Origin of the sequence: Xanthomonas sp. WHRI 8932A (assembly GCF_035012785.1) — a bacterium.
In the GTDB taxonomy this organism is placed as follows: Bacteria; Pseudomonadota; Gammaproteobacteria; order Xanthomonadales; family Xanthomonadaceae; genus Xanthomonas.
Genome location: NZ_JAYGQQ010000004.1, coordinates 340,943 through 354,336, shown reverse-complemented (window position 1 = coordinate 354,336; position 13,394 = coordinate 340,943). Strand labels below are relative to the sequence as shown.

Below are 13,394 nucleotides of genomic sequence, written 5' to 3'. Positions count from 1 at the left end.
GCGTTGATCAAGCCTCGTCGCGCCCGGGTGCGCTCCTACGAGGGCGGTGCCTATGTGGTCGCACGATGCGTGTGGCGCGCAGTGCAGAGTGGCGCTGCAAGCGTGCGTTGGCGTACGTGATCGGAGAGTGCGTCGATCACGCCTCATCGCGGCCGGGTGCGTTCCTGCGAGGGCGGTTGTCTATGTGTTCGCACGATGCGTGTGGCACGCAGTGCGGAGGGGCGCTGCACGTGTGCATCGGCGTGCGTGATCGGAGAGTGCGTCGATCACGCCTCGTCGCGCCCGGGTGCGCTGCTACGCAAGTCGTCGTGCTTGGGTGCGATGGTTCGTGCTGAAACCGTCGCGCTTGTCGCAACCCTCTAATCCTTTTGGGTTAGTCTTCGACGACTTTGCGCTTTGATGAGGGTGTGCGTTTCCGATGAACGAGTACCGCAGCAGTCTTGTGTTCGCTACCCCCGATCTTCCCTTGCGCGACGATGTGCGTCGCCTGGGTGCACTGGTTGGCGATCTGCTCGCCGAGCAGGTGTCTGCGGAATTCCTCGATGAAATCGAACGCGTCCGTACCACCGCCATTGCGCGGCGCGAGAGCGATGCGCCGCCCTCCACGCTGAGCGAGCAGCTGACCGGGCGTGAGCCGCGCGATGCCGAGTCGCTGGTGCGGGCCTTCAGTACGTATTTTCAGGTGGTCAACATCGCCGAGCGCGTGCATCGCATCCGCCGCCGCCGCGAGTACCAGCGCAGCGGCATCGATACGCCGCAGCCCGATGGCCTGCACGATGCTCTGCGCCGGCTCAAGGCGCAGGGCGTGACGCTGGAAGAACTCAGCGAGTGGCTACCGCGCATCGACGTGGAGCCGGTGTTCACCGCGCACCCGACTGAAGCGGTACGCCGCGCGCTGCTGGAAAAAGAACAGCTGATGGTCGCCAGCCTGGTCGACAACCTCGACGGCATGCGCACGCCCAACGAGCGCGCCAGCGATGCGGCGCGTTTTCGTATGGCTCTGACCGCTTCGTGGCAGACCGCCGATTCCTCGCCGGTGCGTCCCACCGTGGACGACGAACGCGAGCACGTTGGGTTCTATCTCACCCAGGTGCTCTATCGCGTCATCCCGGTGATGTACGAAACCCTCGAACACGCCATCGAAGAAACCTACGGCAGCGTGCCGACCCTGCCGCGCCTGCTGCGCTTCGGTACCTGGGTGGGCGGCGATATGGACGGCAATCCCAATGTGGATGCCACCACCATCGCCGGCACGCTGGATGCGCAGCGCCGCGCGGTGCTGGACCGCTATCAGAAAGAACTCTGGCAACTGGCCAGCCTGCTCAGCCAGTCGACCACGCTGGTGGCGGTGAGCCCGGCGTTGAACGCGCAACTGGAGCGTTACCGCGCTTTGTTGCCGGACGCTGCCGCACGCTCGCGCCCACGCCACGGCGACATGCCGTACCGGCTGCTCAACGACCTGATGCGCGCGCGTCTGCAGGCCACGCTGGACGATGCCGATGGCGCCTACAGCGCACCATCGGAACTGGAACACGATCTGCAACTGATCCTGGACAGCCTGCAGGCCAACAAGGGTCTGCACGCCGGCTGGTTTGCGGTGCGCCGGCTGTTGTGGCGCGTGCGCAGCTTCGGGTTCCATCTGGCGCGGCTGGATGTGCGTCAGGAATCGAGCGTGCATGCGCGCGCTGTGGCCGATGCGTTGGGCCAGGACGACTGGGACGCGCAGGACGCCACACAACGCGCCGCGTTGCTTGGCCCGTACGCGTCCGGCGAACAGGCATTGCCGCAAGTGGACGATGAAGGCAACGCGCGGCTGGATGCGGTGTTCGCCGCACTTGCCGATGCACGCACGCGCCACGGCGCCGATGCGCTGGGCAGTTACATCATCTCGATGGCGCATAACCGCGCCGATGTGCTCACCGTGCTCGCCCTGGCGCGGCGTGGTGGCTTGATCGATGACGCCGGTGCGGTGCCGCTGGATATCGTCCCGCTGTTCGAAACCGTGGACGATCTGCGTGGCGGCACCGGCACCGTGCAGGACCTGTTGGCCGACCCGGTGTACCGCCAGCACTTGGCCGCGCGTGGCGATACACAGATGGTGATGCTGGGCTATTCGGACAGCGGCAAAGATGGCGGCATCGCGGCCTCGCGCTGGGGCCTGCAGCGCGCGCAGGTCGAGCTGCTGGAAGCAGCCGCCGAACTTGGTGTGCGTCTCACGTTTTTCCATGGCCGCGGCGGCTCGATCGCCCGTGGCGGCGGCAAGACCAGCCGCGCGCTGGATGCCGCGCCGCGCGGCAGCGTCGATGGTCGTTTGCGCGTCACCGAGCAGGGCGAGGTGATCCATCGCAAGTACGGCATTCGCGCGCTGGCACTGCGCTCGCTGGAGCAGATGACCGGCGCGGTGTTGCTGTCCAGCCTGCGTCCGCGCGCACCCGAGCCGCGCGAAGACAACTGGCGGCCGGTGATGGATCTGGTTGCCGAACGCAGCACGGTGGCGTATCGCGCCTTCGTCGGTGCGCCGGATTTCATGCAGTACTTCCGCCTGGCCACGCCGATCGATGTGATCGAGCGTATGACGCTGGGCTCGCGTCCATCGCGTCGCTTGGGCCAGGACGCGGCGCTGTCGAATCTGCGCGCGATTCCGTGGGTGTTTGCCTGGAGCCAGGCGCGTGCGGTCATTCCGGGTTGGTACGGCGTGGGCAGCGGCTTGCAGGCGGCGGTGGATGCCGGGCATGAAGACAGCTTGCGCGAGATGGCGCAGGACTGGCCGTTCTTCCGCACCTTCCTGGACGACATCGCCATGGTGCTGTCCAAGGGCGACCTCAACATCGCCGAACTGTTCTCGCGCTTGTCGGGCGACCTGCACACGCGGTTTTTCCCGCAGATTCGCGACGAACTGGCGCTGACCAAGCGCTGGGTCAAGGCGCTGCTGCAACAGCAATCGTTGCTGCAGCACGACCCGCGGCTGGCGTTGTCGATCCGCCTGCGCAACCCCTATATCGACCCGATCAGCGTGTTGCAGGTCGACCTGCTGCAACGCTGGCGTGCCACCGATGGCGAAGACGACGACTTGCTGCGCGCGCTGGTCGCCTGCGTCAACGGCGTCTCGCAAGGTGTGCAGAACACCGGCTGATCCGACCGGCTGATCCGACCGTTGGTCGGAGAAGGGGCGGAATCGTCAAGCGGACTCTGGCGTTAACGGACAAATCTGTCCGATAATGCCGGGATGACGACTCCCCGCCCTGATGCCGCGCTTCGCCGCCGGCAGATTCTCGATGCAGCCGACGAAGTGTTCAGCGAACACGGCGTCAATGCCCCGTTGGAACTGGTGGTGGAGCGTGCCGGCCTTGGCCGCGCCACCCTGTACCGCAATTTCCCGGACCGCGAGGCACTGATGACCGCCTTGATGGCGCGCGGGCTGGATGGCCTGGAGCGGTTGGCCGCCGATCTGGCCGACCGACCGGATGGGTTGGCCGTGTTGCTGCACGACGTGGCCGAGCACATCGCCCAGTCTGCGCCGCTGGTGGATTTCTGGCGCTCGATGGAGCGCGCAAACCCGGCGGTGGAAGCGGCCGACCGGCGCGCGGTGGCGATCTTCCTGCCGTTCGTGCACCGCGCCCGCGACGCCGGCCTGTGCCGGGCCGATGTCGACGACGAGCAACTGCTGCTGGTGATCGACATGCTGGGCAGCTGCCTGCGCGGTCACGACGAAGCGGAACGCAAACGTCTGGCGCATCGCTCGGCGGACCTGCTGATGCACGCGCTGGGCATGCACGTGCCGGAAGGCGGCACTCGATGACACCGGCCACCCGCGCGGTGATCGGCCGCTGGGCGCTGCGCGCGCTGCTGGTGCTGGCGGCGCTGTGGGGCGGCCTGGCGATCTATTTCGCGCTCACCGGCAACGCCTTGGTGCGTGGTGGCTGGGTGGCATCGTGGTGCGCGATGGCGTTGGCCGCGTTGTGGGGCTTGCGCCGTGGCCGCGAAAACTGGGCCCTGGTGGGCATCTTCGGTGCCGCGTTCGTGGTGCTGGCGGTGTCGTGGGGGTTCATGCAGCCCAGCCAGGACCGCGACTGGGCCGACGATGTCGCCCAGCGTCTGCAACCGGAGGTGCACGGCAACATCGTCACCCTGCACAACGTGCGTAATTTCGATTGGCATAGCGAAACCAACTACGTCCCGCGTTGGGAAACCCGCCAGTACGATCTGGATCGCCTGGTCAGCGCCGATCTGGCGTTGTCGTACTGGATGGGCCCGGCGATTGCGCACACGCTGGTGTCGTTCGGTTTCGACGACGGCTCGCACGTGGTGTTTTCGCTGGAAATCCGCAAGGAGCGTGGCGAGTCGTTTTCTGCGGTGGGCGGCTTCTTTCGCAGCTTCGAAGAAACCCTGGTGGCCGCCGACGAGCGCGACATCCTGCGCGTGCGCACCAATGCGCGCGGCGAAGACATGTATCTGTATCGCCTGGCCATTCCCAAGGCCGGCCTACGCCGCATGTTCATGGGCTACGTGGGGCTGGCCAACGATTTGAATCGCAAGCCGGCCTTCTACAACACGCTGACCAGCAACTGCACCACGATCGTGTTCGCCCTGGTGCGCCAGCTGCAGCCCACCTTGCCGCTGGATCACCGCTTGCTGCTGTCCGGCTACGCCGATGAATATGCGTACGACCATCACGGGCTGATGCCGGGTTACGACTTTGCGACGTTGAAGCAGCGTGGACATTTCACCGCGCGTGCCATCGCCGCCGACACCGCGGTGGACTTTTCCAAACGCATCCGCGCCGGCATGCCGCAGGCGCCAGCGCCCGGCGCGTCGACGAGTGCAGCGCGGTGATGTTGCACAGGCGTCTGCGTCGCACGGCCATGGGGTTGGCGGCGGTACTGACGTGCATGTGGTTGAGTGGCTGCGCGATGGTCACAGTGCAATCGCGCAACAGTGGCGACTACATCGCGCAGACGCGTGGCGATGTGCTCAGCACCGGTGCGCTCAGTCAGGCCGGCAGCGAGACCTTGCAGGTGGCTGGGCTGCAACCCAAGACGTGCCGCAAGCAACCGCTGCCTTGCGTGCAGCAGCTCACGAATGTGGCGGGTATCGGCGATGAGCGCCGCCTCGCCACGCAAGCCGAATTGTGGACCGCGCACGCGATCGACCTGAGCGGTCGCCACCCGGCGCAGATGAGCGACGCAGCGGTGCAGGCCTGGCTGGAAGCCGCGCGGCATGCCTACGCCTATCTGTTCTTTACCGCGCGTGCGCCGAGTGCGCGCGCATTCGAAAACCGCCAGACGCAGGTGCGCGACTACTACAACTACGCCGTGCAACAGGTGGTCGAGCGTTTGTTCGCGCGCGCCCAGCAGGCCGGTGTCACCGTGCCCACACCGACGCAGGTGGGCCGTTGGCAGGTGGCCGTCGATATGTCCGCGTATCGGCTGCCGGGTGGCGGCAATACGCCGCGTGCGATCTTTGCCGCTTCGGCGCTGCGCTTCAATGGATTGCGCAGCACTTACCGCCGCGATGGCTTCGGTGCCGAACTGGTGGCCGAAGTGGACCCCCAGGTGGTCGGCGACCCGGCCGGGCTGGCCTTGCAGCAAGCCATCCCCGCAAGTACCTCGCCCGAACGCCCGCTGCCGACCTTCAGCGAGATGCCGTACGCACCGGCAACGCTGTTGTTGCGCTTCGATGGCGACACCCTCGATGCGGTGTTGCGGACCGATGCGGTGACCGTGGTGCCATACGACCCGTATCGCCAGAACGAGGTGGTGCTGCATGGTCAGCATGTACCGCTGGCGGCCAACTTCACCGCTGCCTACGGGCTGTGGCTGGCCAAGTCGGGCTTTGCCGCGCAATCGCTGCGCTCGATGCTGGGCAGCGCGCGCGGCATCGATCGCCCGCATCTGTATCTGATGCAGCCCTACGACCCCAACCGCCGCGTGCTGCTGATGCTGCACGGGCTGGCCAGCAGCCCGGAAGCGTGGGTCAACGTGGCCAATGAAGTGATGGGCGATGAAACTCTGCGTCAGCACTATCAGATCTGGCAGGTGTATTACCCGACCAACGCGCCGATTGCGGTCAATCGTGCGGAAATCCAGGCATTGGTGGAGCGCAGCCTGCGCCACTTCGATCCGTCCGGCACGGCGATCGCTTCGCACGACATGGTGTTGATCGGCCACAGCATGGGCGGCGTGATCGGGCGTTTGCTGGTGTCTGCATCCGGCGAACAGCTGTGGAATTCGCTGCTGCAGGACTATCGGCTGGAGGGCGAGCGCGGCGCACGGGTGCGCGCGAAATTGTCGCCATTGCTGCATTTTTCGCCAATGCCGCAGATCGACCGCGCCATCTTCATCGCCGCACCGCACCGCGGCACGCCATTGGCCGAAGGTGGACTGGGGCGCTTCGTCGGCCGGCTGGTGCGGCTGCCGATTGCCTTGCTGGATCGCTTCAGCGATGTGCTGCAGGACCTGGCCAACAGCGAACGTGAGGGGCACGGCGGCCAATACCAGCGCAAGGGCCGCCTGCTGCCGCCCACCAGTATCGACAACCTGCGCGATACCGATCCGTTCGTCCGCGCCACGATGGATCTGCCGATCTCGCCACAGGTGCAGTACCACACCATCATCGGCCGCGAAAAACCGCAGGTGCCGCTGGCCGAGTCCGACGATGGACTGGTGCCGTATCGCAGCGCGCATCTGGACGGCGCTGCGTCCGAACTGGTGGTGACCTCCTGGCACAGCGTGCAGGAAACCCCGCAGGCGATTCTGGAGATTCGCCGCATCCTGCATGCGCAGCTGCAAGCCGAAGCCGGCGAGGCACCTGCGCAGGGTCAGTCGCCCACGCCCGTGCCCGCGGCGACGCCTGCGATGTTGTAGGGGGACGCCACGCGCGATCGGTGGACGCTGCGGGCAGTTGTCGACAAACGCAGTGAAGCAGCAATGCAGGTGCGCGCGAGGTCTGCTGCACCTGGTGACGCGTGCGACATCCGCGACGGACGCCTGATGGTCGCGGCCCCCGCCTTGCATCCAGCAGATACCCCTCTGACAACATCCTTGTGTCGTCGCTTGTCGCTTGTCGCTTGTCGCGCTGCCGTGCCACTGCCTGGTCGTTCGGCCGGTCTCCGGTCGCGCAGCAATAGTGCGCAAGCACTGGCCGATACCGCTGCCAGTGCCCTCGGCACGCATCCGCACTGGCCTTAGCACCTTGTTTACCGCGCTCGTGCTATCAGGCACGTCTCGTACAGACTCGAACAAGGAAGAGGCGATGCGCAAGCTGTCGGCAGTGCTGTGGGTGCCCCTGTTGCTGGTTGGTTGCGGCCGTGGCGAAGGCCCGAAGGATGCAGCCGGTGCTGCTGCTGCCGCACCTGCGGCGAGCGAGGCTGCGCGCCCCCCGGATGCGCCGGCAGCAGCGCATGACAGCGTGCCGGAGTTTCCGGCCATCCCCACCATCGTCATCCCCGAGATCGTCGGCGTGACTCCTGCGCAACGCGCGCTGGAGGCCTCGCTGCAGGATATCCTCGACCCGATCGAAGGCGTCAGCGTCGCACCTGCGCGCTGCGGCGATGGCGGCACCTTGATCAACGATGCCGGCATTACCAGCATGGATGCCAACGGCAACCTGCTGCGCAACGGCGACGGCGGCCTGTTCAACCTCAAGGCCGACGGCAGTGGTACCGCCAACTTCGATGGCGGCCTGGTCAACGTCAATGCCGATGGCAGCGGCACCATCAACGCGTCCGGGCAGGATGGCGACGACGCCCTCATCGACGTGCAGTCCAACGGCGGCGGCACCTACAACGGCCCGGCCGGCCTGATCAGTTTGAATGGCAAGGGTGCAGGCACCTGGAACAGCGACAAGAGCGGCCTGATCGACAATCACGGCGATGGCAGCGGCACCTGGAATGGGCCGCGCGGCCTGGTCACCATCAACGCCGATGGCTCCGGCACCTGGAACGGACCGGAGGGTCTGGTGCAGAACCGCGGCGATGGCACCGGCACGGTCGGCACCCCGCCGCGCGAAGTGCGCATGCCGCCGCTGCCGAAAGTACCGCCGGCCGGCCGCTTCCCGCCGCTGCAAAAGTTCGCCCCGCCCGGTGCAGCATGCGGCTATCTGATCACCTTGAACGACCGCATCCTGTTCGACTTCGACAAGTCCGACATCCGCCCCGATGCCGCGCGCGTGCTCGACACGCTGGCCGCCGCGCTCGGCAAGGTGACAACCCAAGAGATGGAAGTGCGCGGACATACCGATGCCAAGGGCGATGACGCCTACAACCAGGCGCTGTCCGAGCGCCGGGCCAATGCGGTGCTGGCCGCGTTGCGCACGCGCGGCGCCGCACAGGGCGCCGGCGCAAAGGGCTATGGCGAATCGCAACCGGTGGCGCCCAACACCGTCAACGGGCAGGACAATCCGGGGGGGCGTCAGCTCAATCGGCGGGTCGAGATCTTCTTGCGCTCGTGAATGAGGCTTGCAGCATCAGGTAAGCAGTATCGGGTGGGCATGCGCGTTGCATCGGCGCCGGCATCGTCCACTCGATGCTGGTTTCGCGCACTGCCGCGCAGGGTGGTCGTAACGTCATCGTGGTGTCTGGCGCGACGCAGCGCGTGACGTAATCGCTTGTGCCCACAGACATTTTCAACCGCGTTTCGGGTGCTGTCTGCAAACACGGCAGGCGCCTTGCTGCGAGAGGCATCGCTGACAATTCATGCCGCCTCGGCAGCATGCGTTGTCATGTCGCGTTTTGCGAAGATTCCTGTGCGCCCGCGCCAGTAACCGTATGCGCATGCCGGCAGCGATCCACGCTTCCATACGCCAGCGACTATGCCGACTTGCGCGCTTGCTGCGCGCATTTGTCATGTCTGTAGCGTACGTCATGGTTTTGAAATATGCCGTCACCACCATGCGCGGCGCCTGCTTGCAGGTGTGACGCAGGTCCGCTGCCAAAGGCCACGTCGCTCTCTCACACATCGTGGTGGCGCCGCCGTGGCTTGAGTCCATGGTGCGTTGCTGCAACCATCGGATTTGATCATGATCGCTCGTTGTTCGTTGCTGCGTCCTTCGCGCTTGTCGCAGGCCTTATGCGTGTCGTTGTCGATTTTTTGCGGCCATGCTGCCGCGCAATCCGCACAGGCTGCCGCAACCCCTGCGCAAGGCGAAATGGCCACGTTGGACAAGGTCACCGTCGCCGCCACCCGTTACAACGCGACCGACATGCAGATGGCCGCGACCAACACCGTCAACGTGTTGTCGGCCGACGATCTCAAGACCACTGCGGTACACAACGTGGCCGAAGCATTGGGCCTGATGCCGGGCGTCAATGTGATCAACACCGGGCAGTCGTATTTCGGCGGCATCGACGGCGCGGCGCGTGGCGAAGGCATGTTTTCGTCGGTGCGCGGTCTCAATGCCGAATACAACGTCAACCTGATCAATGGCATCAACGTGGCACAGGGCATGCCGTATAGCCGTGGCGTGCAATTGAGTCTGTTGCCGCCATCGGGGCTGCAGACCATCGTGTTGAACAAGACCTCCACCGCCGACATGGATGGCGATGCGATCGGCGGCACCATCGACTACCGCACGCCCAGCGCCTTCGACTCATCCGATCGCCAGGGCGGTAGCGTGACCTTGAGCGGACGCATGGAGAGCCGCGCACGCGATTACGGCGATTCCGGACTGGGAAGCGGCGCAGCCGGCGATTGGCATGCACGTTTTGGCGATACCGGGCAGTTTGGTGTAGCGGTCAGCGCGTATTACGACGAGCGTCATTTCGTCAACAGCGAAGTGGCCGGCGCGTCGGCGGCGCGTAACGATGGGTCCTGGGAATTCGCGCGTGCCGATGCCAGCGGCAATCTGGCTGCAGGGAGCGACCCGCAACAGGTGCTGCAGAGCACGGGCATCAACATCGGGTATTCGCAAGGCGACACCCGCCGCTACGGTGGCAATGCTGCCTTCGATTGGCGTGTGGACCCCAGCCTGCATCTGTATGCGCGCATGACCTACGCCTTCGCCAAGACCGAGCAGAACACCGGTTACACCCAGTTCGTGCCGGCCAATGTCAGCTTCACCCAGATCGGCAGTAGTGGTGTGTATCAGCCGCAGATCAATCGCTTCGCAGTGCGCTACTGGTACGAAACCAACCCGGAAGAAGCAGACCTTGCCACCGTCCAGCTGGGTGCGGAAAAACAACTGGGGCATTGGACGTTCGCGCCGAACATTTTCTACGGCACCGGCAACAACGATCGCCCGGATCACGTGGAAATTTCCGCACGCAACGATCAATACACCTCGACCAACTTCGCCTACGGCGCCAACCGCTTCATTAGTTACGACGGCGACGGCTTCCCGATCCCGTTGCTGACCCCGGCGATGCAGGCGCAGGCGTCCGATGTGGGCAGCCTGTTCGCGCGCCGCACCGGTCAACTTTCCAAACAGTACAGCGGCCAGGACAAGGGCGGCGGCAAGTTCGATGTGGGCTACGATTTCGATGACGGCCTGCTCAGCCGCATCGCCTTCGGCGTGAAGTATGTCGACAGCTCGCGCAGCTTCACCGATCGTAACTGGACCAATGCCAAGTACACCGACGGCACCTTGCTGCGCGACACCGGGTTGATCGCGCAGCGCTACGATGCGGTGTATCCGGGGCAATACGCACTGCCCACGGTGCGCTTGAGCAACGCCGCGCTCAACGACCTGATCGCACGCACGCTGACGCCGGCCAGCTTCGATAGTTGCGGGCAGCTGGCGGTCAACAACCTCAACTGCAACACCATGCGCGCCACCGAAGCAGTCAGTGCTGCCTATGCGATGGCGACACTGCGTACCGGCGATTGGGAAATCCTGCCGGGCGTGCGCTTCGAACATACCGCCATCACCAATACGTTCTGGGCGCAGCCGGCGGCCGTCAACGGGGCCGAGCAGGTCGGCGCATTCGCCAACAACCACACGCGTTACAACGTGGTCTTGCCGAGCGTGTTCGTGAACTACCGGCCCGCGGGCGATAGCGCGGTGTATCGCGGCTCGGTGTGGACCAGTTACACCCGTCCAGCGTTCGTGCAGCTGGGCGGTGGCCGCTCCACGAATATTTCCAGCGACGGCCAGACCATCATCACCGAAGGCAACCCGGATCTGAAACCGATCAAGTCGCTCAATGTGGATCTGTCCGGCGAATGGCAGAACGACACCGGCGGTCACGCGATGCTGGCCGGCTATTACAAGCGCCTGACCGACTACATCTACGAGAGCGGTTCCAATGCGGCCAATGCCGGCGAAAGCGGCACTGCGAGTACGCGCTTCGTGCGTCCGCAGAACGGCGGCGACGGCCGCGTGCTGGGCATGGAAGCTGCCGTGCGGCAGACCTTCCAGGGCCTGCCCGCACCACTGGATGGCTTCGGCATCGGCGCCAATGTCACCCGACAGAGCACGCGCGTGGATCTGGGCGTAGCAGGCTTTGCGCACGAACGCATCCAGAACGCCCCGAACCTGCTCGCCAACGCAGAGCTGTTCTACGAAAAGGGACCGTGGTCGATCAATCTGAGCTACCACTACTCTGGCGAATACGTGTCGGTGTACGACTATCTCAACCAGGGCGCGCGCTGGGACAACCTGTGGATCAAGCCGATCACCCGCGTGGACCTGCACCTGGGCTATGCGCCGAGCGAGCATCTGCGCGTGGATCTGTCGGTTGCCAACCTCACCAAACAGCACAGCTATTGGGCGCATGTGGGGCACGACACCACGGCGATTTCCGACATCGTCGATTCGGGCATGACCAGCTTGGTGACCGCCAAATATGTGTTCTGAGTCTGATCGTGCAGGGTGGGGCATCTCAGCGCAGGTGCAGCAGCACGACAAGGCCGCTGCGGGATGGGTCGACAGCGCGGGGCAGGGCGCATCGCGCTGCGGGACGTTGGCTGGCGATGGGGAGCCGCTGTGGTCCGCGCGATGCGGCGCGGGCGGGCGTGACGCGATGGGGATCGCGTCACCTTCGCTACGCGCAGCGCCGGGGCGGCGAGGTGGTGGCGCGCTTGCGATCACCGGTGTCTGCCTGCTGCTGACGTTTGCAGCGGTGTTGGGTGGCTGTGCATCGCCGACGCGCAGCGCATTGGCAGGTCGTGCGAGTGGTCGATTGCCCGCTGACTCCCGCGGTGCCGCTGCCGTCGCGGATCGGCAGCCGGGGCAGACCGAGCAGTTGGAACGCGTGGTGGTGGTGTTCCGCCACGGTGTGCGTGCGCCGCTGCAGGGTGAAGCGGCCGCCGCGCAGTACGCCGACCAACCCTGGCCGCAGTGGTCCACCCCGGCCAGCCTGCTCACTCCGCGCGGGCGCAAGGCGGTGCGATTGAGCGGCGCGTATCTGCGTCAATGGTTGACGCAGCAGACGCTGCTGCCGCACACGGGATGCCCGGCGCCAGGGAGTGTGTCGGTCTGGGCCAACACCGATCAGCGCACCATCGACAGCGGTGCCTTGCTGGCCGACGCATTGGCGCCCGGTTGTGGCATCGTCGCCGGGCACCGCGAGGCCGGCAGTAACGACCCGCTGTTCCGGCCGATCGAGGCGGGCGCGGTGCCGTTCGATGCGGCTGCTGCAGTGGCATCGATCCAGCAGCAGACCGGCGGCCCTGCCTCAGTGCTGCAGGGCCATGCGGCCGAGTTGCAGGCGATGCAGCAGATCCTGGGCTGCACACGCACGCCCTGCGACTTTGCGCGCATGCCGTCCACGCTGGCGCCATCGGCCAATGGGCGTGGACTGGCCTTGGGTGGGCCGATCGACCTGACCTCCGGCACCGGTGAGGTGCTGTTGCTGCAGTACGCCGACGGTCTGCCGCTGTCGCAAGTCGGCTGGGGTCGCGCCACCCCCGAACGCCTGGCGCAGGTCTCGCGCCTGCATGCGCTGCTGTTCGATATCTACGCGCGCCCGCACTACATGGCGCAGCGTTCCGGCGCCCCGCTGGCACGCGAGGTGCTGCAACGGTTTGGCGACGCGCAGTCGCCCACGCTGACGGTGTTTGTCGGCAGCGACACGCATATCGCCGCGTTGAGCAGTTTGCTCGGTGTGCACTTCCATCTGCCCGGCTATGGTGCCGACGATCCACCACCAGGCGGTGCGTTGCTGCTCGGCCTGTGGCGGCAACCCGACGGAACGCGCGTGGTGCGTGCCCGCTACCTGGCGCAATCGCTGGATCAACTGCGCACCCTGGCGCCGCTGGACCTGGCACACCCACCGCTGCAACAGGAACTGGCCCTGGATGTCTGCGCGCCCGAACAGCGCATGGCGTGCCCATTGCCCGCGTTTGCGCAGGCGCTGGAGCAACAGCTGAAGCTGGATCCGTAGGTGCGGTAGCGCGATGTCAGGTTGAAGCGCGCTTTTCTGCCTGAAGCACCCGAATGGACGTGCCGCGCAGCGCGGC

7 protein-coding genes are annotated in these 13,394 nt (G+C 65.7%); all 7 read left to right on the top strand.

What is annotated here, in order from left to right:
• Positions 1–418: 418 nt before the first annotated feature.
• The 7 genes from ppc to VC212_RS08775 all read left to right on the top strand — a co-directional run bounded on the left by ppc (position 419) and on the right by VC212_RS08775 (position 13,318).
• Positions 419–3,133: a phosphoenolpyruvate carboxylase gene (ppc, locus tag VC212_RS08805; protein ID WP_115558874.1), complete on the top strand. Its 2,715-nt coding sequence runs from the start codon at positions 419–421 to the stop codon at positions 3,131–3,133.
• Positions 3,134–3,226: 93 nt separating this feature from the next.
• Positions 3,227–3,799, top strand: coding sequence for a TetR/AcrR family transcriptional regulator (locus tag VC212_RS08800; protein ID WP_115512493.1), 573 nt, complete (start codon positions 3,227–3,229; stop codon positions 3,797–3,799).
• Positions 3,796–4,833 (top strand): DUF4105 domain-containing protein, encoded by a 1,038-nt coding sequence (locus tag VC212_RS08795; protein WP_115553052.1) that lies wholly within the window; start codon positions 3,796–3,798, stop codon positions 4,831–4,833. The genes VC212_RS08800 and VC212_RS08795 overlap by 4 nt, the downstream gene beginning before the upstream one ends.
• The gene (locus tag VC212_RS08790) at positions 4,833–6,863 is read left to right on the top strand and encodes an alpha/beta hydrolase (RefSeq protein WP_323515506.1); all 2,031 of its coding nucleotides are present in this window, start codon (positions 4,833–4,835) and stop codon (positions 6,861–6,863) included. The genes VC212_RS08795 and VC212_RS08790 overlap by 1 nt, the downstream gene beginning before the upstream one ends.
• A 328-nt stretch (positions 6,864–7,191) precedes the next feature.
• Positions 7,192–8,448: an OmpA family protein gene (locus tag VC212_RS08785; RefSeq protein WP_323515505.1), complete on the top strand. Its 1,257-nt coding sequence runs from the start codon at positions 7,192–7,194 to the stop codon at positions 8,446–8,448.
• 567 nt (positions 8,449–9,015) lie between these two features.
• Positions 9,016–11,790: a TonB-dependent receptor gene (locus VC212_RS08780; RefSeq protein WP_323515504.1), complete on the top strand. Its 2,775-nt coding sequence runs from the start codon at positions 9,016–9,018 to the stop codon at positions 11,788–11,790.
• Positions 11,780–13,318 (top strand): histidine-type phosphatase, encoded by a 1,539-nt coding sequence (locus VC212_RS08775; RefSeq protein ID WP_323515503.1) that lies wholly within the window; start codon positions 11,780–11,782, stop codon positions 13,316–13,318. Before VC212_RS08780 ends, VC212_RS08775 begins: the two co-directional genes overlap by 11 nt.
• The last annotated feature ends 76 nt before the right edge of the window (positions 13,319–13,394 follow it).

Coding starts and splice junctions, on each gene's coding strand:
- VC212_RS08790 (WP_323515506.1), top strand. CDS start 4,833: ATGTTGCACAGGCGTCTGCGTCGCACGGCCATGGGGTTGGCGGCGGTA.
- VC212_RS08775 (WP_323515503.1), top strand. CDS start 11,780: ATGTGTTCTGAGTCTGATCGTGCAGGGTGGGGCATCTCAGCGCAGGTG.
- VC212_RS08800 (WP_115512493.1), top strand. CDS start 3,227: ATGACGACTCCCCGCCCTGATGCCGCGCTTCGCCGCCGGCAGATTCTC.
- VC212_RS08780 (WP_323515504.1), top strand. CDS start 9,016: ATGATCGCTCGTTGTTCGTTGCTGCGTCCTTCGCGCTTGTCGCAGGCC.
- ppc (WP_115558874.1), top strand. CDS start 419: ATGAACGAGTACCGCAGCAGTCTTGTGTTCGCTACCCCCGATCTTCCC.
- VC212_RS08795 (WP_115553052.1), top strand. CDS start 3,796: ATGACACCGGCCACCCGCGCGGTGATCGGCCGCTGGGCGCTGCGCGCG.